Source organism: Rothia sp. HMSC061D12 (genome assembly GCF_001836735.1).
Classification (GTDB): domain Bacteria; phylum Actinomycetota; class Actinomycetes; order Actinomycetales; family Micrococcaceae; genus Rothia.
This window is the reverse complement of sequence record NZ_KV830307.1, coordinates 46930-68659: the sequence shown is the minus strand read 5'-3', so window position 1 is coordinate 68659 and position 21730 is coordinate 46930. Positions and strand designations below refer to the sequence as shown.

The following is a 21730-nucleotide window of genomic DNA, read 5'->3' as shown; positions in this document are numbered from 1 at the left end:
CGTGGCATACAAGCCGAAGCGTTCTGGCTCTAAGAAGAGCGCCCCGAATGCGCGCGCTCGCCGTGCCGCATCCCGCGTGGCGAACGGTGTGAACACTTCCCGTACTCGCGCTGAGCGTGAGCCCGTGGTGGAGGCACCGGTGCGCGTGGGTACCCGCGCGATCCGCGAGGAGGAGGTTGCCGAGGCGATTGCCCCGGTGATTTCCGAGTTCTCGCTGGTGCTGGAGGGCCTGAAGATTTCGGGCCCGGCGGCGAACCGTACCGTGAAGATTACGGTGGACTACACCGCTGAGCGTACCGATTCGCTGTCGCTGGATTCTCTGGCGGAGATTTCCGGTGCGATTTCGAGCGCTCTGGACCGCGCGGATGAGAATGACGAGTTCTTCCCCTACGAGCTGGAGGTGTCCTCGCCCGGCGCTACTCGCGCCCTGACCGAGCGCCGCCACTGGGAGAGTGCCCGCACCCGCCTGATTGCGGTGACCGCCCCCGATGGCACCGAGTACCTGGCGCGTCTGCACGAGGTGCAGGACGAGGGCCCGGTGCTGGCTCGTAAGAAGAACACGAAGAAGGGCCAGAAGGAGTCGTACCACGAGCCGTCTTTGCTTCCGTGGGAAAATATTGCTTCTGCTCACGTCGAGATTGACTTCAATTCGCCTGCTGAGCCGGTAGAATAGAGTTATTAAAGCTTCAGGCACGGGGTGCTCCGTGCCAGGTATATACCGTTCGGGAGCCGGGGCGCGGAGAGCGTCCCGGCGCCGTGCTAACTGGGAAAGGCTGAAAAGCGTGGAGGATATTAAAACTATTGACCTGGGCGCACTGCGCGCATTGGCGAAGCAGCGCTCTCTCGTCATGGAGGAGCTCTTCACCCTGGTTGAGAACGCCCTGCTGCTCGCGTACATGAAGCAGCCCGGCGCTATTAAGGGCTCTCGTGCCGTCATCGACCGTACTACCGGCGAGTTCGTCATTCTGGCTCCTGAGCTTGATGAGGACAACCAGAAGATTGACGAGTTCGACGATACCCCGAACAACTTTGGCCGTATCGCTGCCGCAACCGTCCGTCAGGTGCTGTCGCAGCGTCTGCGTGACGCTGAGGACGCATCCGTTCTGGGCGAGTTCAAGGACCGTGAGGGCACCCTGGTGTCCGGCGTGATTCAGCAGGGCAACAACCCGCGTATGGTTCAGGTTGACCTGGGCACCGTTGAAGCTGTTCTGCCCAGCAACGAGCAGGTTCCCGGCGAGAAGTACCCGCACGGTACCCGCCTGCGCGCCTACCTGGTGGAGGCTCGCCGCGGTCCTAAGGGTCCCTCGATTGTGGTTTCTCGTTCGCACCCGAACCTGGTTCTGCGCCTGTTCGAGCACGAGGTCCCCGAGATTTCTGAGGGCCTGGTGTCCATTAACTCCATCGCACGTGAAGCTGGCCACCGCTCCAAGATCGCTGTGTCCGCGAAGAACCCGACCATTAACGCTAAGGGTGCGTGCATCGGCGATATGGGTGCCCGCGTGCGTGCGGTTGCAGCCGAGCTGAACGACGAGAAGATTGACATTGTCGACTACTCGACCGATCCGGCAACCTTCATCGCGGCGGCGCTGTCCCCGGCTAAGGTCACCGAGGTCATTATTGCGAACCCGCGCGAGTACTCCGCTCGTGCAGTGGTTCCGGACGATCAGCTGTCCCTGGCCATCGGTCGCGAGGGTCAGAACGCTCGTCTGGCGGCGAAGCTGACCGGCTGGCGTATCGATATTCTCTCCGAGTCCAAGTATGCTCAGGTTCGTGCTGAGGAAGAGGTTGCGGCTCGCGTGGCTCGTAGCCTGGCTGAAGAAGCTTCCGCTGAGAAGGCAACTGAAGAAGCTGCAGAAGAGTCCGCACAGGACGCTGAATAAGCATTAGCCCCGGTGAGGGGCGTATCCCGCGGCATATCCTTTTGATGCAGGCGCAAGATATCGGGCAGGTACGTGCCCGGTGTTCTTGCGCCTGCGTCACACTTTTGCCCATGATTCTTAAAAACGGGATACACTATTAAGATGTGCCGGTGTGTAACCGGGCGCTTTAACGCGCCCTCGCACACACCGGAATGAGCATCACGAATGCACCGCGAACACGGTTCTGCACACACGCTAGAGAGGGGAGAGGACCATGAGCGATCACGACCTCACCGCAACCTCCGAAGCGTTTGAAGGACCGGTCCGCACCTGCATCGGATGCCGTGCCCGCGATGAACAGCGCAACCTGCTGCGCATCGCCCGCATACCCGTCACGTCTGCTACCGAGCAGGCGGACACCCCGCCCTATCAGCCCGATACGGCGGGAACTATGCCCGGACGAGGCGCTTGGATCCATCCGAGCGAAAAGTGCGTAGCCGCTCTGCAGAAGAAGAACGGTCTGGCGCGCGCCTTCAAAAAAGTGGTCCCTGCAGCCCAGCTGCAGGCGTGCTGCGAGCAGATTCGAGCCGTGATTGCGGACTCGACCCCCTCGTAGACGCTTTTCGGGTATATGCCCTCTGTAAGTCAACGAGTTTGACGACTTCTTATCTGAAAGCGAGTCAGAAAACTGATGGATATCTAATGAGTGCCGCGAAATGAGTACCCTTTCGTGCTCACCCACCGGCAATTTCACGAATTGGCGCGCCTTCGGGCGTGCACCCCGTAAACATTAGTGTCCGCACCATTCCCGGTGCGGACCGGGAATGGAGAAAATTTGGCTCAGCCTCGAGTACACGAGTTTGCTAAAGAGGTAGGCGTACCTTCCAAGGAAGTTATCGCCAAGCTCAAGGATATGGGCGAGTTCGTTAAGAGCTCCTCTTCCACCCTGAACCCCATGGTTCTGAAGAAGCTGCGCGCGGAATTCCCCGCCGCAGCCGCTAAGCCTGCCGCAAAGGCAGCTCCCGCAGAGTCGGCAGCTAAGCCGGCACCCAAGCCCGCAGCGGCAAAGCCCGCCGCTAAGCCTGCGGCAGCTCCCAAGCCCGCAGCGGCAAAGCCTGCCGCTAAGCCGGCACCCAAGCCTGCAGCTAAGCCCACAGCAGCTGAGAGCGCAGCTCCCAAGCCCGCAGCGGCTAAGCCCGCCGCAAAGCCGGCAGCAGCACCCAAGCCCGGCGGCCCCCGTCCGGGTAACAACCCCTTCGCATCCCAGCAGGGCATGGCACGCCCCGAGGCTGCACCGAAGCCGGCAGCACCCAAGCCTGCCGCTCCGAAGCCCGGCCCCAAGCCCGGTCCTCGCCCCGGTAACAACCCCTTCGCATCCCAGCAGGGTATGAAGCGTAACGGCGGCGACTCCCAGCGTTCCGGCGGTCCCCGTCCGGCACGTAACGGTCGTCCCGGTGGTAACGGTGGCGCACGCCCCGGCGGTAATGGCGGTCCCCGCCCCGCAGGTGGCGCACGTCCCGGTGGCAACGGTGGCCCCCGCCCGGCAGGTGGTGCACGTCCCGGTGCACCCCGTCCGGCTGGCGGTGGCGGCGCACGCCCGAACCCCTCGATGATGCCCAAGGTTTCCAACGTTGGTGGCGGCGCGTCCGGCTCCAACAACGGCGGCGGTAACGGTGGCGGCGGCGCACGTCGCGGCGGCGGTTCCGGCGGCGGCTTCAACCGCGGTCCGGGTCGTCCCGGCCCCGGCGGTCGCGGCAATGCACAGGGCGCATTCGGTCGCGGCGGCTCCAAGCGTAAGGGCCGCAAGTCCAAGGCAGCTCGCCGCCATGAGCAGGAGCAGCTGAACGCACCGGCACCCGGTGGCGTGGTTGTTCCTCGCGGCGACGGCTCGACCGAGATTCGTCTGCGCCGCGGCGCGTCCATCATGGACTTCGCTGAGAAGATTGGCGCAAACCCGGCATCGCTGATTACGGTTCTCTTCCACCTGGGTGAGATGGCTACCCAGACTCAGTCCCTGGACGAGGAGACCTTCGAGCTGCTGGGTGCTGAACTGGGCTACGTCATCAAGATTGTTTCCCCGGAGGATGAGGAGCGCGAGCTGCTCGAGTCCTTCGACATTAACCTCGAAGCCGAAGCAGAAGCTGAGGGCGAGGATGTTCTGGAGGTTCGTCCCCCGGTCGTTACCGTTATGGGTCACGTTGACCACGGTAAGACCCGCCTGCTGGACGCTATCCGTAACACCAACGTCATTGAGGGTGAGGCCGGCGGCATTACCCAGCACATTGGTGCATACCAGGTCCACACCACCGTTGAGGGTGAAGACCGCGCGATTACCTTCATCGATACCCCCGGTCACGAGGCGTTCACCGCTATGCGTGCCCGTGGTGCGAAGGTCACCGACGTGGCAATCCTCGTGGTCGCAGCGGATGACGGCGTTATGCCCCAGACCGTTGAGGCACTGAACCACGCACAGGCAGCTAACGTGCCGATCGTGGTGGCGGTGAACAAGATCGATAAGGAAGGTGCGTCCCCGGACAAGATCCGCGGCCAGCTCACCGAGTACGGTCTGATTCCCGAAGAGTACGGTGGCGACACCATGTTCGTGGACGTCTCCGCTCGCAACGGCACCAACATCGACGAGCTGCTCGAGGCTGTCACCCTGACCGCTGACGTGCTCGAACTGACCGCTAACCCGAACAAGGAAGCACGCGGCGTTGCTATCGAAGCAAACCTGGATAAGGGCCGCGGCGCGGTCTGCACCGTCCTGGTTCAGTCCGGTACCCTGCGCGTCGGTGACGCTATCGTTGCCGGTGTTGCTCACGGCCGTGTTCGTGCAATGTTCGATGAGAACGGTCAGGCTGTGAAGGAAGCTGGCCCGTCCCGCCCCGTTCAGGTGCTGGGTCTGTCCACCGTTCCTCGTGCAGGCGACACCTTCCTCTCCACCGAGGAAGAGCGTACCGCTCGTCAGATCGCTGAGAAGCGTGAGGCTGCTGATCGTAACGCTCAGCTGGCTAAGCGTCGTAAGCGCGTGACCCTCGAGTCCTTCGACGCCGCTGTGGCTGAGGGCAAGATGGACACCCTGAACCTGATTATTAAGGGTGACGTCTCCGGTGCTGTGGAAGCACTGGAAGAGTCCCTGATGAAGATCGACGCCGGTGGCGACGAGGTTCAGCTGCGCGTCATCCACCGTGGTGTGGGTGCTATTACCCAGAACGACGTGAACCTGGCAACCGTGGACAACGCGGTGATCATCGGCTTCAACGTCCGCCCGGCAGAGCGCGTTGCAGAACTTGCAGACCGCGAAGGCGTCGAGATGAAGTTCTACTCGGTCATCTACCGTGCGATTGAGGAAATTGAGCAGGCCGTCAAGGGTATGCTCAAGCCCGAGTACGAGGAAGTGGAGCTCGGCTCCGCAGAGATCCGCGAGGTCTTCCGCTCCTCCAAGTGGGGCAACATCGCAGGTTCGATCGTCAAGAACGGCATCATCAAGCGCAACGCCAAGGCACGCCTGGTGCGCGACGGTTCCGTGGTGGCGGACAACCTCACCATCGAGTCGCTGCGTCGTTTCAAGGACGACGCTACCGAGGTTCGCGAAGGTTTCGAGTGTGGTATTGGCCTCGGTTCCTTCAACGACATCAAGGAAGGCGACATTATCGAGACTTGGGAGATGCGCGAAAAGCCGCGTGTCTAAGACTCACACGCTGATGCGCCCGTCACCCGCTAGTGTTCCCGCACCCGCAGGCTCCTAAAACGAGCTGGCGGGGCGGATGCTGGCGGGGCGGGCGCTTCCGCATTACCTGGAACGCCTCCGCGGCACCCCGAGTGTTCGCGGAAGCACCACGAGATTTCAAGGAGAAACACATGGCTGATGCAGCCCGCGCGGCACGACTTGCCGACCGCATCAAGGTAATTGTGGCGAAGGCGCTGGAGCGTCGTGTTAAGGACCCCCGCCTCGGTTTTGTGACCATTACCGACGCCCGCGTGACCAACGACCTGCAGCACGCAACCCTCTACTACACCGTGTTCGGTTCCGAAGAGGACGCCGCAAACACCAAGAAGGCGCTGGAATCCGCTAAGGGTATTCTGCGCTCCGAGGTGGGCAAGAACATTACTGCCCGCCTGACCCCCACCCTGACTTTCGTCGCTGACGAGGTTCCCGAGAACGCCTTCCACATTGAGGCGCTTCTGCGTGAGACTCGCGAGCGCGACGCCAAGCTGGCAGCCGCTGCCGAGGGCGCCGAGTATGCTGGTGAGGCTGACCCCTACAAGAAGGATGAGCCTGCCGAGGGTGAGGACGCCTAAGTGGCGAAGAAGCAACCTCAGGGCCCGTCCGGCCTGATGGTCATTGATAAGCCCGCCGGGATGAGCAGCCACGACGCAGTCTCTCAGATGCGTCGTATTGCTGGCACCCGGCGGGTTGGTCACGCCGGTACGCTGGATCCTGCCGCGACCGGCGTGCTGATTTTGGGCATCAATAAGGCGACGAAGCTGCTGACCTACCTGGTCGGTCAGGATAAAACCTATGACGCGACGATTCGCCTGGGCATTGAGACGCTGACTGAGGACGCCGAGGGCGAGCACAATGCCGCGCATCCGGATGCCGTTGAGGCGCTGACCGGTTTGGACGCTGAGCAGATGCGTGCGCGCATCCTGGAGGCTGTGGCGCAGTTGAGCGGCGATATTCTGCAGGTTCCTTCTGCGGTGTCCGCTATTAAGATCAATGGTGTTCGCTCGTATGCGCGTGTGCGTAGCGGTGAGCAGGTTGAGTTGGCGGCGCGTCCGGTGACGATTAGCGAGTTCACGGTACATTCTGTGACTCCCGGTTTTGCCGAGTATGTCATCGAGGACCCCGAGAACGAGGGCGAGCACGCGGCAACCTCGGTTCCCGTGATTGACTGCGAGGTGACGGTCTCGTGTTCCTCTGGCACCTATATTCGTGCCCTGGCGCGTGATTTGGGCAAGATTCTGGGCACCGGCGGTCACCTGACGGCTCTTCGCCGTACCCGCGTGGGTGCTGTGGTGCTTGAGGATGCCGCCGATTTGGCGCAGCTGAAGCAGCGCCGTGAAGAGTCGGAGGCACCTCTGGAAGATTTGCCGTTGCTACCCCTGGAGGAGGCGGCACGCCGCATCTTCGGTGCGCGTGAGCTCACGGCAGCGGAGGCGAGCGATATTTCCTATGGCCGCCGTATTAGCCCCAGCGGCGACGGTTCCGTGGTGAAGCGTTCCGTGCACGCGAGCGCGGATGAGTCCGGCGCGGTGCAGCACGCCAGCGTTGAGGGTATTGTGGCGGGTTTCGCCCCGGACGGTACCCTGGTCGCCCTGCTGGAGAACAAGAAGCAGCGCGGGAAGGTGCAGGCCGCCCCGGTGCTGGTTTTTGAGGCGAATCGTTCCTTCAATTAGGCGTTGAGGGCTTATGATGGGCGAAGAGGGTTCGGTGTTTGCGCCTACCCAAAGCTGATTGCCTAAACCTGAATCCTTCAATCCTGATTGATTCAGCGTCCTATTGAATGTGCGCCCTATTCATTCAACGCGCTAACTGATACAACCCTGAACACACAAGACAACTCGTGCGGGTGCCCCGGCCCTGCTGAAGGAGAGAAGATGAGCGAGAACCAGAGCTCCGCTAAGAAGGCGAGTGAGCCTCGTACCGCGCCGGTACCGCGCGTAGAGTCTGCGCAGGCTGAAACTGCTGCGAAGGCGGGTACTGCTAAGCCTGCTGAGTCCACTATCTCTGCGGCGAAGGCACCCGAGGGTGTTCGCGTGAGCGCACCGGCTGCCGGTGATAAGGCGTCGCAGAAGGCGGCTAAGAAGGCTGAGAAGAAGGCAACCCGCGAGGCGTTTGCCCGCCCCAAGAGCATTGAGGAGGCGGCTAAGCCTCAGAACCGTGCGGCGTTCCGTGCGGCGGTGGCGCTGTACGGTCTGTTCATGATTGCGTACGGTGTGTGGCAGGTTCTGGGCGGTGTCCGCGTGATTCCGGATGCGCCTCAGGACTTTGCGAACCCCTCGGTGCAGTCGAACTACGTGTTCTTCGCGGCAACCTATGTGGGTGTGGGCCTGTCCTTCGTGTTCATCGCCTTGAAGTTCAAGTGGGTGAACATGCTCGCGTTCTCCTGCCTGGTGGTTTTCCTGGGCGGCGTGGGTCGTATCCTGTCGTGGGCGTTCTTCGGCACCCCGCACTGGTCGCTGATTGTGCTGATGGTGACTGAGCTGGTGATTCCGCCCTGCCTGCTGGTCTGGTACGGCTGGATTAACAAGTCCAATAAGATTCGCGAGGAGATGCTGAAGGCTTCTCGTAACCAGGCTCGTAAGTAGTCGTAACGCCCGGGAAGGTTCCTGCCGCACGGTGGGGTGCCTGCCCGGGCTTTTTTCTGGGCGGGGCTTGCTTATAGGCTGGGTTTTCTGCGGGCGGGGTGATGTGCGTGGATTTTCCATGTGCGGAGGCTGCACAGTTGCGTGTCAGATGCCCCGCCGCATCCGCCGCACTAGGGGAGAGGGCACCGCCTGTGAGGGGCGCCGTTTCATTCCCTGTTGATTCCCGTTTTGAATTCTGCATCCTGCCGCCTGTGGTCTAGGATGGTTAGGTACATTTATCTTTTTCAGGAGAGCCCGTGACCCTCTACACCGCTTTGAGCGAGGTCCCCGCCGGCTACGGCCCCTCGGTCGTGACCATCGGCAATTTTGACGGCGTGCACCGTGGACATGCCCGCGTGATTTCGCGCGTGGTCTCCCTTGCTGAAGAGCACGGTTTGAGCTCTATCGCGGTCTCTTTTGACCCGCACCCGATGCAGGTGCACCGTCCCGAGGCGGCCCACCACGACATTATGGGTCAGGGTTCGCGCCGCTACTTCATGTGCCTGCTGGGTCTGAACGACTACCTGCTGCTGAACTATAACCTGGAGTTCGCTGCGCAGACCCCCGAGGAGTTCGTGAAGTCCACCTTTGTGGATGCGCTGAACGCGCGTTTTGTGGTCATCGGTGACGACGTGCGCTTTGGTAAGAACAACTCCGGCGACCTGAACACCATGCGTGAGCTGGGGGAGAAGTACGGCTTTGAGGTCGTGGTCGTTGAGGATTTGATGGTGGATGAGAACACCCGCTGCTCCTCGACCCGCATCCGCCAGCTGCTGCTGGAGGGCGATATGCCCGCCGCAACCGAGCTGCTGGGCCGCCACCACATGATGGCTGGTGAGGTCGTGCACGGTCTGGCGCGCGGCCGCGAGTTGGGCTTCCCGACCGCGAACCTTGAGCTTGAGGCGCGCGGACTGATTCCCGCCGACGGTGTGTACGCCGGTTGGCTCGTGGACGAATCCGGTAACCGTCACCCCTCCGCTATTTCGGTGGGTACGAACCCGACCTTTGACGGTATTGAGCACCGCCAGGTTGAGGCGCACGTGATTGACCGCCCGCAAGAGCGCGTGGAGGATTTCAACCTGTACGGTCAGCGTGTGCTGATTGAATTCGTGAAGCGTCTGCGCCCCATGGTGGCGTACACCGGTGTTGAGGCGCTGATCGAGCAGATTAACGATGATGTGGTGCAGACCCGCGAGGTGCTGGCTGAGGACGCGAAGAACTACTGCCCGCCGGAGTGCCCGGTGCAGGCAGAAGTGAAGCATCCCCACTTCTAAGAGCGACATTCTGCGCTCATAGCTTTTGCCTTTAACGGCTTTGAAGCCCCGGCGGTAAGATCTTTGGATCTGCCGCCGGGGCTTTTGCGTACCCGACCGGATGCGCAAAAGCGGGCACCTTCTTCGCGCCTGGCCGCCTGCGCCTTCCTGCGAAACCTCGTGAGCCGCACGCCTTGATGTCCTGCCCCGCTCACCTTGACGTTCTGTACTGCCCGCGAGGCACCCCTGTTTTAGTCGTCCCCGTTTTAAGAGAAGATAGAGTCATGGAAAAAATGAACGTCGAATCCTTCAACCTCGACCACCGCGCCGTAGCAGCACCCTACGTGCGTATCGCAGACCGCAAGGTCCTGCCCGGTGGCGACACCCTCATCAAGTACGATATCCGCTTCACCCAGCCGAACACCGCGCACCTGGAAATGCCGACCGTGCACTCCATCGAGCACCTGAGCGCCGAGCACATGCGCAACCACACCGACCGCCTGATTGATTTCTCCCCGATGGGTTGCCAGACCGGCTTCTACGCGCTGACCCTGGGCCTGGAGCCCGAGGAGTTCTTCCCGATTCTGGAGGCAACCCTCAACGACATCCTCAACGCGACCGAGGTTCCGGCGGCGAACGAGGTGCAGTGCGGTTGGGGCGCCAACCACACCCTCGAGGGTGCGCAGGCTGCGGCCCGCGAGTTCCTCGCGGCACGCGATGAGTGGGCGCAGGTGATGGCGTAGTGAGCGAGCAGATTCCCGAGGCCTTCACCGCCGCCTTCAACCCGGTGGACTTTGACCCGAACGCTTTTGACCCGGCTGAGGCGTTCAACAGCATGTTTGAGCTGATGGACGGCATGTCCAACGCCATCATCATTCAGGTTGCCATGGACGAGGAGCTCGCACCCTTCCTGAAGGTGACCGAGGAGCTGCAGCCCTCCTTCACCGAGGGCGCCGCAGTATTCCACCCGCGTTACCTGCAGGTGGGCGAGGACCAGGTTCCGCTGCTGCTGGTTCGCTCGAAGATTGGTCTGGTGAACGCGGCGAGCGCCGTGACCGAGGCGATCAGCTACTCCTCGAACTGCCTGGGCGTCATTAGCGCAGGTACCGCCGGCGGTTTGGCGCGCGGCATTAACGTGGGCGACGTGCTGATTGGCGAGAACTACACCTACACTGACGCGGACGCCACTGCGTTCGGTTACGCGCGCGGCCAGGTTCCGGGCATGCCCGAAAGCTACGACGGCCAGGCGGATGAGTGGCAGGACGCTCTGGAGCACGCCCTGGCCGCCCTGGAGCCTGCACGCACCGCAGAGAAGGCCGAGGGCTCGTGGCAGGTGCGCCGCGGCCAGATGCTTGCGGGCAACTCCTTCGTGACCGCCCACAACGTGAAGGACACCCGCGAGGCCTTCGAGGGCGCCATCAGCACCGACATGGAGACCACCGCCATTGCGCAGGTCTGCCACAACTACGAGATCCCGTTTATCGGGGTGCGTTGCGTGTCTGATCTGTGCGGCCCGGAGGCCGATCAGGACTTCCACCTCTCCGTGGATGTTGTGGCCCCCCGCTCGGCGCGTTACGCCCTGCAGCTGGCCGCAGAGCTGTGGACCGAGGCCGAGCTGGAGGACCTGGAGCTGGCTCTCTAAAGCTCTAGAACTAACAATCCAGAGCATGCGGCAAGTGCCGGGGCGTGAACCTGACGGGTTTACGCCCCGGCATTTTTGTGCTGGTCTTTTTGTACTGGTTTTTGTACCCCAGTTCCTCTATTGCCCGGCACCTGATGTACCCGGTCCGTAAGAAACGCAGAAATATTAACCGCGGTGAATATACATTCTGTGTGTCGTGGAGTACTATGAATGAGGAAACTGTCCGATCTCACAGAGGAGTACGTCGTGAAGTTCTGCCCGACTCTCGCCTCCGTCACCGGTCTGCTCGGTGGCTACAAGGTTGCATCTAGCACCGGCATCCGCCCGCTCGGTGGCGCTATCCTGGCACTGTGCGGTGCCGTGGCTTACAAGAATTGGAAGCGTAAGGCTGGCGCAGGCCGTGCCACCTTCCTCACCGCTGTCTACCTCGGCGCGTTCGGCGCCGCTCATCCGCTCGCCAAGAAGCTTGGCGCGTGGCCTGCAGTCTACACCGTGACTGCTGCAACCGCTCTGTGCTCTATCGTCATTGGACGTAAGCGACAGAAGTAGTCTTTGACGAAAAGACGGCGGAAAGGCAACGTTGCCTTCCCGCCGTCTTTTGCGTTCCCTCCCACCGTACCGGTTGGGCAAAGACGCGCCGGGGCGACGCGCGAAGGCAACACCTTCTGCGCAACGCCCCATCACTCGATGGGGAGTGCATCAACCGGTACCGCTCTCAGCCGCCTGCTGAGCTGCGGCACCACCCGATAGGTTTCCCCGCCACCGGCGGGTACACCCCACGAGGTAAAGGAAAAGAAGAAGATGAATACCATTCCGGACTCATCCCCGGTACAGCAGGGCGTAGCTGAGGCTACCTCCGAGAGCCCGCAGCTAGCGCGTGGACTCTCCCTGCGTCACATCATGTTCATCGCCCTCGGCTCCGCCATCGGCACTGGCCTGTTCTACGGCTCTGCCTCCGCCATTCAGCTGGCGGGCCCCTCCGTGCTGCTTGCCTACGTTATTGGCGGCGCGGCAGTGTTCATGGTGATGCGCGCAATGGGCGAACTCGCCCTGGCGCACCCGGTCTCTGGCGCGTTCTCCGAATACGCCACCCGCTACCTCGGACGCTGGGCTGGCTTCGTGACCGGCTGGACCTACGCCCTGGAGATGGCGCTGGTCGCCATCGCGGACGTCACCGCCTTTGCCGTGTACATGAAGTTCTGGTTCCCGAACAGCCCCTCCTGGATCTGGATTGTCTCGGTTCTGCTGATTCTGCTCGCCATTAACCTGGCGAAGGTCAAGGCGTTTGGTGAGACCGAATTCTGGTTCACGCTCGTGAAGGTCAGCGCCATTGTCGCCATGATTGTTGGCGGTATCGCCCTGCTCTTCGTGGGTGTGCAGGCGCACGACTCCGTAGCGCCCTCCGTCACGAACCTCTGGGCTCTTGAAGGCGGCTTCTTCGCGAACGGTTTTACCGGCTTCCTCGCCTGCTTTACCGTGGTGATGTTTGCGTTCGGCGGTATTGAGAACATCGGTATTGCCGCTGGTGAGGCGAAGGACCCGCGCACCTCGATTCCCAAGGCGATTCGCACGGTGCCGTTCCGCATCCTCATCTTCTACATTCTGACCCTGTCGGTCATCATGTCCCTGTACCCCTGGTACTCGGTGACGAAGGCGAACTCGCCGTTCGTGCAGATCTTTGAGGGTCTGGGCATTCCGGCTGCCGCTTCGATTCTGAACGTGGTCATCATTACCGCCGCCATCTCTGCGCTGAACGCGGACGTATACGGTGCCGGCCGCATGATGTACGGCCTGGCGAAGCAGAACCTGGCGCCGGCTTCCTTTGCGAAGGTTACGAAGAATGGTGCGCCCTGGATGACCACCCTCATCATGGTGCTGGTTATGGCGGTCGGCGTGATTGTGAACGTGCTCTTCGAGAACGCGTTCGAGGTGGTCGCCTCCCTGGCAACCTTCGCGACCGTATTCGTGTGGGTCATGATTCTGCTGGCGCACATTGCCTTCAAGCGCAGCGGCGCCGATACCGAGGCGCAGCCGGTGCGCCAGCCCCTGTGGTTGAGCTACCTGGCGTTGGCGTTCATGATCTTTATCGTGGTGCTCTTCGGCTGCTTCGCGGACACCCAGCTGGCGCTGGTGATGGGCGCAATCTGGTGCCTGTTCCTGCTGGTCTACTACCGCCTCGTGGTGGTCCGCGCTCGCAGTGAAGCATAAGCACTGAATAAACGTAGAGCCCACCGAATAAACGTAGAGCCCGGTATGAGAAACCAGCTGTGAAACTCGGCTGTGAAGCCCGGCGACCGGTAGTGTGATGAGCTACCTGTCGCCGGGCTTCTGCTCACCCTTCCACGAAAGCGCCCCTGTAGCGTAGAATGGGAAGAACGCGTCTGCAGTCCGCAGTAGACGACGTGTATTACAGGGCGTAAGCCCACCACCCGGCGGCAACCGTCCGTACGGGACGTATGCGGTACTAACTCTAGGAGTTAAAAGTGGCACTGGATCCCGCTGTCAAGCAGGCAATCATCAAGGAATACGCAACCCACGAGGGCGACACCGGTTCGCCCGAGGTTCAGATTGCAGTTCTGTCTCGTCGTATCGCCGACCTGACCGAGCACCTGAAGTTCCACAAGCACGATCACCACTCCCGTCGTGGCCTGATGATCCTCGTTGGTCGTCGCCGCAACATGCTCGGCTACCTGAAGAGCGTCGACATCGAGCGTTACCGTTCGCTGATCGAGCGCCTGGGTCTGCGCCGATAAAACAGGAGCGTCTTGACGCTTTTGTGGTGATTAATCGCCTTTAGGCGGTGTGTGCGGACGTGCTGTCAGCACTACCAACCCTCCAACACGGAGGCGGGTAGCGCCAGCGCGTCCGTACTGCCGCGTTGAGGGGCGCATCTTCCGCTCGCTAGATTCCAACGCTAGATTCTAAAGCGAGATTCACAGCGAGAAATCGGTAGAAGACACCGCCCCACCTGAAAGAAAGAACAGAAGGCCGTACTGGCACACACGCCGCGGTCCTCGGTAGCGAATTACGGAATAACACCACTCCCACAACCGTGCCGACACACGTCGAGCACACGAAAAGGCGGGGGAGAGGTGCCGTGGTTTCCTATCGAAGGCCGACTCGTGCGCCGTACGGCCTGCCAAGAAGAAAGAAGGAACCGTGGAAGGTCCCGAAATCAAGTTTGCTGAAGTCGAAATCGACAACGGCATTCACGGTAAGCGCCACGTGCGCTTTGAAACCGGCCGCCTCGCAAAGCAGGCTGCTGGCTCCGTCCTCGTCACCATCGATGACGAGACCACCCTGCTCTCCGCAACCGCAATCGGCAAGTCTCCCCGTGAGGGCTTCGACTTCTTCCCGCTGACCGTGGACGTGGAAGAGCGCATGTACGCAGGCGGCAAGATCCCCGCATCGTACTTCCGCCGCGAAGGCCGCCCCAGCACCGAAGCAATCCTGGCTGCACGCCTGATTGACCGCCCGCTGCGCCCCGCCTTCACCAAGGGCATCCGCAACGAGGTTCAGGTCGTTGTGACCGTCCTGACCTACGAGCCGGACGAAATCTACAACACCTTCGCAATCAACGCTGCATCCGCATCGACCTCCCTGTCCGGTGCGCCGTTCAACGGCCCCATCGGTGGCGTGCGCATGGCACTGATTGACGGCCAGTGGGTCTGCTTCCCCAAGTACTCCCAGTTGGAAAACGCTGTGTTCGACATGGCTGTTGCAGGTCGTATCGTCACCAAGGCTGACGGTACCGAAGACGTCGCCATCATGATGGTTGAGGCAGAAGCAACCGACAACTCCTGGAAGCTCATTAAGGAAGACGGCCAGACCGCTCCCACCGAAGAGATCGTCGCAGAGGGCCTGGAAGCAGCTAAGCCCTTCATCGCAGCACTGTGCAAGGCGCAGGCTGACCTGGTGGCTCGCGCAGGCAAGCCCGCCCTGGAACTGCCCTTCTTCGGCGGCCACGGCGAAGACGTCGACGCAGCAGTTGAAGCATTCGCAGCAGACCGCCTGGCAGAGGTGTACTCCATCGCTGGCAAGCAGGAACGCGAAGCAGCAGCAGCCGAGCTGCAGGAAGAGCTCATGGAAGCTCTCACCGGCGAAGGTAAGGAATTCGAAGAGCGCTCCAACGAGGTCTCCGTAGCATTTGCTGCCCTGACCAAGCACGTGGTTCGCCAGCGCATCCTCACCGAGCAGGTCCGTATCGACGGCCGCGGCCTGACCGACATCCGCCAGCTCACCGCTGAGGTTGAAATCCTGCCCCGCGTTCACGGTTCCGCTCTCTTCGAGCGCGGCGAAACCCAGATCATGGGTATCACCACCCTGAACATGCTCAAGATGGAGCAGCAGCTGGACTCCCTGCACCCGGTCAAGTCCAAGCGCTACATCCACCACTACAACTTCCCGCCGTACTCCACCGGTGAGACCGGCCGCGTGGGTTCGCCCAAGCGCCGCGAAATCGGCCACGGTGCACTCGCAGAACGCGCAATCACCCCGGTGCTGCCCTCCCGCGAAGAGTTCCCCTACGCAATCCGTCAGGTCTCTGAGGCTCTGGGCTCCAACGGCTCGACCTCCATGGGTTCGGTCTGCGCATCGACCCTGTCCCTGCTGAACGCCGGTGTGCCGCTGCGCGCACCCGTTGCAGGTATCGCAATGGGCCTGGTCTCTGACGAGGTTGACGGCGAGACCCGCTACGCAGCCCTGACCGACATCCTCGGCGCGGAAGACGCACTGGGCGATATGGACTTCAAGGTTGCAGGTACCTCTGAGTTCGTGACCGCTATCCAGCTGGACACCAAGCTCGACGGTATCCCCGCATCCGTGCTCGCTGGCGCACTGACCCAGGCACGTGAGGCTCGCCTGCACATCCTCGAGGTGCTCGTCAGCGCGATTGACGCACCGGATGAGATGAGCGAGTTCGCACCGCGCATTATTTCCGTGAAGATTCCGGTTGCCAAGATCGGTGAGGTCATCGGCCCCAAGGGTAAGATGATTAACCAGATCCAGGAAGACACCGGCGCAGACATCTCCATTGAGGACGACGGCACCGTGTACATCGGCGCAGCTGACGGCCCCTCCGCCGAGGCTGCCCGTGCGGCAGTGAACGCTATCGCTAACCCGCAGGTTCCCGAGGTGGGCGAACGCTACCTGGGTACCGTGGTGAAGGTGACCGACTTCGGTGCGTTCATCTCCCTGACCCCCGGTAAGGACGGCCTGCTGCACATCTCCGAGATGCGTAAGCTCAACGGCGGCAAGCGCGTTGTTGACGCTGAGGACGTTGTCTCCGTGGGCCAGAAGGTCCAGGTGGAGATCACCAAGATTGATGACCGCGGCAAGCTCTCGCTGGCACCGGTCGTTGAGGGTGGCGACGACGAGTAGTCGTAACCCCCGCTAAGTGATGAGGGGCGTTCGGCGCACCCGGTGCGGTTCACTCCCCGCCGGGTGTGCCGGGCGCCCCTTCGCTGTGCTTGCCCTGCATCTTTTGATGCTCACCCGCCCCACCAACTGTGGGACTGCCTACAGGTAGTGGGGCGGGAATGCTTACCTTCAGACGTACCTGTTGAAAGGTTCTTCTCTCTATGTCTATTTCCCTGCCCGTCGAGCTTGAGGCCATCGCCGAAGAGCTCAACTACGAGCACGGCCGCCTCATCTACGAGGGTGTAGGCGGTAACGAGGTGCGCCGCTCCATCCTGCCTGGTGGCGTACGCGTGATTACCGAAAAAATGCCCGGTACCCGCGGCGTATCCATCGGATTCTGGGTGGGAGTCGGCTCGCGCGACGAAGCCCCCGGCATGCTCGGCTCCACCCACTTCCTGGAGCACCTGCTGTTCAAAGGCACCGGCACCCGCACCGCCCTGGACATCGCATCCTCCTTCGACGCGGTAGGCGGCGAATCCAACGCGCTGACCGCTAAGGAGCACACCTGCTACTACGCGCGCGTGCTCGACGATGACGCACCCATGGCGGTGGACGTCATCACCGACATGGTTACCAACGCCCTGCTGGACCCGGCTCACCTTGAGCAGGAACGCGGCGTGATCCTCGAAGAGATCGCCATGGACCAGGACGACCCGACCGACGTTGCTTTCGAAAACTTTGTGGAGCAGCTCATGGGTGAGAACCCGCTGGGCCGCCCCATCGGCGGTACCCCGCAGGAGATTACCGAGGTGCCGCGTGACGCCGTGTGGGAGCACTACAAGCGCTACTACACCCCGGACCGCCTGGTCATTTCTGCCGCAGGTTCGCTGGAGCACAGCACCATGGTCCGCCTCGTGCTGGAGGCGCTGACCCGCTACGGCTGGAACCTGCAGGAGGGCGTGGCACCGGCACCGCGTCGTGTACGCACCGACAGCGGCATTCTTCCGCTGAGCGAGCTGCGTGAGGTGGAGAAGGGCTTCGAACAGACCAACATTGTGATGGGTTGCCCGAGCATTATCGCCGGTGACGACCGCCGCTACGCGATGAGCGTGCTGACCAGTGCATTCGGTGCGGGCATGTCTTCGCGCCTGTTCCAGGAGATTCGTGAGAAGCGTGGCCTGGCCTACAGCACGTTCGCGTTCTCCGGTGCGTACTCGGATGCAGGCTACTTCGGCATGTATGCGGGCTGCCTGCCCGCTAAGACCGAGCAGGTGCGCGAGGTCATGGGCTACGAGTTCGATAAGCTCGCCACCGCCGGTATTACCGAGGAGGAGCTGACGAAGGTTCGCGGCCAGCTGGCGGGTTCCACCGTGCTCGGTAGCGAGGATTCGGGTTCGCGCATGTCCCGCCTGGGTCGCGCTGAACTGGATTCCGGTCTGTTCACCAGCACCGACGAACTGCTGGAGAAGATTCGCGCGGTCTCCCTGGAGGAGGTTCGCGATTTGGCGGCGTACCTGGGTGAGCAGCAGATGATTACCACCATCGTGCGCTAACCCCTGAACATTCCTAACGCACAACGCTGATAAGGCATAGAATGCCCGTTCCCACACCCCTTATGAGGGGGAGGGAACGGGCATTTTCTTTGTCTGAAGCAGCGCTTACGGGCTGTCTGCCGCTGATGCTCTTGACGCTCAGCATGAGGCGGCAGAACCCGAAAAGCTACTGCTGAGAGCTACCCCAGCGCGTTACTTCTGCGCGTTATTATTTCTGCGCCTTGGCAATAGCTTCCATCAGAACCTGTGCGTAGAGCTCCTGACCGGCGGCCTCCGGGTGAACACCGTCGGAGGAGAGCAGACCGCTCTGAGTCTGCAGAGCCTGGCGGATCGTAGAGTTCCAATCCGCAATGATCACGCGATCAGAATGCTGCGCCGCAAACTCGCGAATCTTACCGTTCGAGTAGTCAATCCAGGTCAGGTTGCGCGGGCCGTAACCGGTGACCAGCACCAGCTTAGAATCGGCGGGCATAGCCGCCAGAACCTCGTCGAGCTGACCGTCCAGAATGGTCGAGTTCGCGGTCACCGACAGCACGAAGGTCTTACGGATCTGGCCGTTGGCGCCCATGGACTTAATAATCGGCAGAGCCTTGGCGATGGTGCGTGCCTCCGCCGCATCGATGGATGCTTCGGGCATCTTGTCGTACAGCTCGGGGGAAACCGCCACCACGATGGAGTCACCCACAATGGTCACCTTCGAAGAATCCACCGAACCTGTAGCAGCCTTAGAAGCCGAGGGGCTTGCCGAAGCCTTCGCGTCCTTGCCCGCAGCGCTCGGGCTTGCAGATGCGCTCGCAGCCTGCGCCTCCTGGCGTGCCTTCAGACGCTCAGCGGCGGCACGCTTGCCGTCCTCAACGGACTGCTGGGCGGTGGTCATCGCCGGAGCGGTGTGTACCGCCAGACCGGTCGAAGCAGCCGCCACAACAGCGGCAAGAGCCACCGAAACCGGCAGGAACTTGGTGCGAGAGGACTGGAAAGCCGCCACCGCACGGTTAGCGCTACCGCGGAAACCGTAGCGGCGGATCGGGGTCTCAACCCAGCGGTACGACATCTCCGCAATGGCGAAGGTCGCCACCAGAACACCCACGTTCACCAGCGGGGAACGGTCCGCACCCAGCAGGTAGTGCATGACCACGGCAAGCGGCCAGTGCCACAGGTACAGGCCATAGGAACGTTCGCCCACCCAGCGCAGGGGAGCGAAGTTCAGCAGGCGGCGCAGCATCTCGGAGGCACCAGCGAGCATATCGGGGAGCATACCCTGAATCACGCCCAGCGCCAGCAGAGAGGCACCGAACAGACCCCAGGGAATCGCGCCGGGTGCCGACTCGGGAACCAGGATCGCGTAGGGAATCAGTGCGAACAGTGAGATCCAGCTGATCATGACGCGGGCGAATGCGACCAGACCGAAGGGCTGAGCCACGCGGTACAGCACGGACTGCTGCAGCGGCGGGTACAGCGACCAGGGGCGCGCGAACGCCAGCAGGGCGCCGAGCAGCAGACCGTAGAGGTGAGTGTCGGTGCCGTAGTAGACGCGGCTGATGGGTGCGCCGGACATCAGAAGAGCGGTAGCAACGCTCAGTGACGCAATAATGCCCAGCACCATAACCACGCTGAAGCGACGCCACGAACGGCGCAACAGCACGCCGGCGCCAACAATGAGCAGCGGCCACACCACGTAGAACTGTTCTTCCACTGCCAGGGACCAGAAGTTTGTGAAGAGCTCCGGGGAGGTCTGCGCGAAGTAGTCATTACCGGCAAAAATGGAAATCCAGTTGGACGAGAAGGTCGCCGCACCGGCGAGCTGTCGGCCGAGGTTCACCTGAATATCGCCGCCAATGAGCAGGCTGACCGGTCCCATGACCAGAATCAGCAGGGTAATGGCGGGAAGTAGTCGGCGGGCACGGCGAATCCAGAAGTTGCCCAGGGCAATTTTGCCGGTGAGAGCACCTTCACGCAGAAGCAGGGAGGTAATCAGGAAACCGGAGATGACGAAGAAAATATCCACGCCGATCATGCCGCCGGGTAGTACGGTGGGCCAGAAATGGTACACCATCACGAGGAGCACAGCGATTGCTCGCAGACCGTCCAGACCCGGCAGAATATAACGCCGGTTAGCCTCATCTGGACGCACGGAGGAGGTAAAGAGGGACTTCATACTGTCAAAGCACTCCGTAGGATGGAAATTATAGAAATACTTCCTAATTATATGGTTGCTAACTTTAGATAACGTATTAAACGGCTTGTATGACGGTTAGATTACTTCGCTTTTTATGCCGCTGAGGTTCCGCAGGGCATCTCACCCAGCGTGTGCGATGGCGTGCACCGCGCTCACACGGGGATAATAGAGGCTGTACGTCACAGCGTCTGCCCCATCGTCGGGGTGCTCATAAGTTACGGAGGAGAGAAGATGGCCCGCGAGGGTAACGAAAAAATCTGGAAGGTAGCGGTACTCGGTGCCGCGGGCCGTATGGGTTCTGAGGCGGTGCGCGCCGTCAACACCTCCGCAGACATGGACCTGGTGGCGGCACTGGGCCGCGGCGACGACCTGCAGGAGCTGGTCGATGCTGGTGCAGAGATTGTTATTGACCTGACCGTTCCCGATTCCAGCGAGGCGAATGTGCGTTTCGCGGTGGAGCACGGTATGCACGCGGTGGTCGGTACGACCGGTTGGACCCCCGAGCGTCTGAACTCCCTGCGCGAACTGCTGGCTGAGCACCCCGAGGTGGGTGTGCTCATCGCCCCGAACTTTGCGATTGGTTCGATTCTCGCCACCGAGTTCGCGGCGAAGGCGGCACGCTACTTCGAGTCTGTAGAGATTATCGAGATTCACCACCCAAATAAGGTGGACGCCCCCTCCGGTACCGCTGTGCACACCGCCCGTAAGGTGGCTGCCGCCCGCGCGGAGGCTGGCGTGGGTGCAAGCCCGGATGCCACCACCTCCGATCCTTTGGGTTCGCGTGGTGCCGTAATCGACGATATTCACGTACATGCGGTGCGTCTGCGCGGCATGGTGGCGCATCAGGAGATTCTGCTGGGTGACCCCGGTCAGCAGCTCGTGATTCGTCATGATTCCTTTGACCGTACCTCCTTTATGCCCGGCGTGCTGTTGGGTGTGCGTGAGGTGGCGGCGCATCCGGGTTTGAGCGTGGGCTTGGACGCCTACATGGATTTGTCGTAGGGGAGCGTTATGTCTGAACAGACTTCACCCGACGCCTCGCAGGTATCTTCCGAGGCTCGTAGCCCCTGGTGGACTTCACTGCGTCTGTGGACTGTCTGCGCCTGCGTGCTGATGGTGCTGACCGTACTGATTCTGCCGCTACCTCTGGCAGCGCGTGCCTCTATTTTGGGTGTGCTGATTTTTAGCGCTGTCTTCGTGACGGTGGATGCAGGCGGCTGGGGTAAGACTTTCGCGGCGCTGACCTGCGCGCTACTGACCCTGTACCTGGTGCATATTGCGCAGCAGGGCTTCGTGATGCTGACGTCCGGTTCTGTGGCTGGCATTGTTCTTGGTGCGGGTATGATTCTGCTGCCGATTCTGGGTGCGTGGGCGCTGGTGCGTGAGGTGCTTTTCGGCGCTCGTATTCAGCGTATGGCTCAGGAGCTGGCTGCTTCGGGTGAGCTGGCGGAGGATACCCTGCCGCGCACCCCGGCGGGTCGTGTGGACCGTGAGGCTGCGGCGGTGGAGTTTGAGAGCTTCGCGGCGGCAGTGGAGCA

General features: G+C 61.7%; 18 protein-coding genes. 17 read left to right on the top strand and 1 reads right to left on the bottom strand.

Annotated features, from left to right (window positions below):
* Window position 1: 1 nt before the first annotated feature.
* The 15 genes from rimP to HMPREF2682_RS06915 all read left to right on the top strand — a co-directional run bounded on the left by rimP (window position 2) and on the right by HMPREF2682_RS06915 (window position 18016).
* Window positions 2-673 (top strand): ribosome maturation factor RimP, encoded by a 672-nt coding sequence (gene rimP / locus HMPREF2682_RS06985; protein WP_070832712.1) that lies wholly within the window; start codon window positions 2-4, stop codon window positions 671-673.
* Window positions 674-782: 109 nt separating this feature from the next.
* Window positions 783-1880 (top strand): transcription termination factor NusA, encoded by a 1098-nt coding sequence (nusA, locus tag HMPREF2682_RS06980; RefSeq protein ID WP_070832709.1) that lies wholly within the window; start codon window positions 783-785, stop codon window positions 1878-1880.
* A 253-nt stretch (window positions 1881-2133) separates the two neighbouring features.
* Complete coding sequence (locus HMPREF2682_RS06975) at window positions 2134-2475, top strand: YlxR family protein (protein WP_070832706.1); 342 nt, start codon at window positions 2134-2136, stop codon at window positions 2473-2475.
* 219 nt (window positions 2476-2694) lie between these two features.
* The gene (gene infB / locus HMPREF2682_RS06970; RefSeq protein ID WP_070832702.1) at window positions 2695-5550 is read left to right on the top strand and encodes a translation initiation factor IF-2; all 2856 of its coding nucleotides are present in this window, start codon (window positions 2695-2697) and stop codon (window positions 5548-5550) included.
* Window positions 5551-5720: 170 nt separating this feature from the next.
* Complete coding sequence (gene rbfA, locus HMPREF2682_RS06965; protein WP_070832699.1) at window positions 5721-6161, top strand: 30S ribosome-binding factor RbfA; 441 nt, start codon at window positions 5721-5723, stop codon at window positions 6159-6161.
* A complete protein-coding gene (gene truB / locus HMPREF2682_RS06960; protein WP_070832697.1) occupies window positions 6162-7259 on the top strand; it encodes a tRNA pseudouridine(55) synthase TruB in 1098 nt (365 codons plus the stop codon).
* Between the two features lie 201 nt (window positions 7260-7460).
* Complete coding sequence (locus HMPREF2682_RS06955; RefSeq protein ID WP_070832696.1) at window positions 7461-8171, top strand: DUF4345 domain-containing protein; 711 nt, start codon at window positions 7461-7463, stop codon at window positions 8169-8171.
* Window positions 8172-8467: 296 nt separating this feature from the next.
* Window positions 8468-9484, top strand: a complete 1017-nt coding sequence (locus tag HMPREF2682_RS06950) for a bifunctional riboflavin kinase/FAD synthetase (protein ID WP_070832694.1) — start codon at window positions 8468-8470, stop codon at window positions 9482-9484.
* A 263-nt stretch (window positions 9485-9747) separates the two neighbouring features.
* Window positions 9748-10206, top strand: coding sequence for an S-ribosylhomocysteine lyase (locus tag HMPREF2682_RS06945; protein WP_005507094.1), 459 nt, complete (start codon window positions 9748-9750; stop codon window positions 10204-10206).
* Window positions 10206-11105 carry a 5'-methylthioadenosine/S-adenosylhomocysteine nucleosidase gene (gene mtnN / locus HMPREF2682_RS06940; RefSeq protein WP_070832692.1) on the top strand — a complete coding sequence of 300 codons (900 nt, stop codon included), beginning with the start codon at window positions 10206-10208 and terminating at the stop codon, window positions 11103-11105. The genes HMPREF2682_RS06945 and mtnN overlap by 1 nt, the downstream gene beginning before the upstream one ends.
* A 210-nt stretch (window positions 11106-11315) precedes the next feature.
* Window positions 11316-11654 (top strand): hypothetical protein, encoded by a 339-nt coding sequence (locus HMPREF2682_RS06935; protein ID WP_049344379.1) that lies wholly within the window; start codon window positions 11316-11318, stop codon window positions 11652-11654.
* A gap of 252 nt (window positions 11655-11906) precedes the next feature.
* Window positions 11907-13313 carry an amino acid permease gene (locus HMPREF2682_RS06930; protein ID WP_070737278.1) on the top strand — a complete coding sequence of 469 codons (1407 nt, stop codon included), beginning with the start codon at window positions 11907-11909 and terminating at the stop codon, window positions 13311-13313.
* Between the two features lie 275 nt (window positions 13314-13588).
* Window positions 13589-13858, top strand: a complete 270-nt coding sequence (rpsO, locus tag HMPREF2682_RS06925) for a 30S ribosomal protein S15 (RefSeq protein WP_005507098.1) — start codon at window positions 13589-13591, stop codon at window positions 13856-13858.
* A gap of 406 nt (window positions 13859-14264) precedes the next feature.
* Window positions 14265-16484 carry a polyribonucleotide nucleotidyltransferase gene (locus tag HMPREF2682_RS06920; RefSeq protein ID WP_005507901.1) on the top strand — a complete coding sequence of 740 codons (2220 nt, stop codon included), beginning with the start codon at window positions 14265-14267 and terminating at the stop codon, window positions 16482-16484.
* Between the two features lie 200 nt (window positions 16485-16684).
* Window positions 16685-18016, top strand: a complete 1332-nt coding sequence (locus HMPREF2682_RS06915) for a M16 family metallopeptidase (RefSeq protein WP_012903921.1) — start codon at window positions 16685-16687, stop codon at window positions 18014-18016.
* A gap of 208 nt (window positions 18017-18224) precedes the next feature.
* Here HMPREF2682_RS06915 and HMPREF2682_RS06910 read toward each other — a convergent pair whose 3' ends face one another.
* Entirely contained in the window at window positions 18225-20171 is a 1947-nt protein-coding gene (locus HMPREF2682_RS06910; RefSeq protein WP_070832690.1) for an acyltransferase family protein, read from the bottom strand.
* A gap of 252 nt (window positions 20172-20423) precedes the next feature.
* Between HMPREF2682_RS06910 and dapB the strand changes: the two genes are divergently transcribed.
* Together dapB and HMPREF2682_RS06900 are read left to right on the top strand one after the other, a co-directional pair.
* Window positions 20424-21194: a 4-hydroxy-tetrahydrodipicolinate reductase gene (dapB, locus tag HMPREF2682_RS06905; RefSeq protein ID WP_049345105.1), complete on the top strand. Its 771-nt coding sequence runs from the start codon at window positions 20424-20426 to the stop codon at window positions 21192-21194.
* 9 nt (window positions 21195-21203) lie between these two features.
* The coding region (locus HMPREF2682_RS06900; protein ID WP_070832688.1) for a hypothetical protein at window positions 21204-21730 on the top strand (527 nt) is incomplete at its 3' end.

Excerpts from the sequence above, each read along its gene's own strand:
- HMPREF2682_RS06975 (WP_070832706.1), top strand. The coding sequence starts at position 2,134 with ATGAGCGATCACGACCTCACCGCAACCTCCGAAGCGTTTGAAGGACCG.
- rbfA (WP_070832699.1), top strand. The coding sequence starts at position 5,721 with ATGGCTGATGCAGCCCGCGCGGCACGACTTGCCGACCGCATCAAGGTA.
- HMPREF2682_RS06955 (WP_070832696.1), top strand. The coding sequence starts at position 7,461 with ATGAGCGAGAACCAGAGCTCCGCTAAGAAGGCGAGTGAGCCTCGTACC.
- HMPREF2682_RS06945 (WP_005507094.1), top strand. The coding sequence starts at position 9,748 with ATGGAAAAAATGAACGTCGAATCCTTCAACCTCGACCACCGCGCCGTA.
- HMPREF2682_RS06935 (WP_049344379.1), top strand. The coding sequence starts at position 11,316 with ATGAGGAAACTGTCCGATCTCACAGAGGAGTACGTCGTGAAGTTCTGC.
- HMPREF2682_RS06930 (WP_070737278.1), top strand. The coding sequence starts at position 11,907 with ATGAATACCATTCCGGACTCATCCCCGGTACAGCAGGGCGTAGCTGAG.
- HMPREF2682_RS06915 (WP_012903921.1), top strand. The coding sequence starts at position 16,685 with ATGTCTATTTCCCTGCCCGTCGAGCTTGAGGCCATCGCCGAAGAGCTC.
- HMPREF2682_RS06910 (WP_070832690.1), bottom strand. The coding sequence starts at position 20,171 with ATGAAGTCCCTCTTTACCTCCTCCGTGCGTCCAGATGAGGCTAACCGG.
- dapB (WP_049345105.1), top strand. The coding sequence starts at position 20,424 with ATGGCCCGCGAGGGTAACGAAAAAATCTGGAAGGTAGCGGTACTCGGT.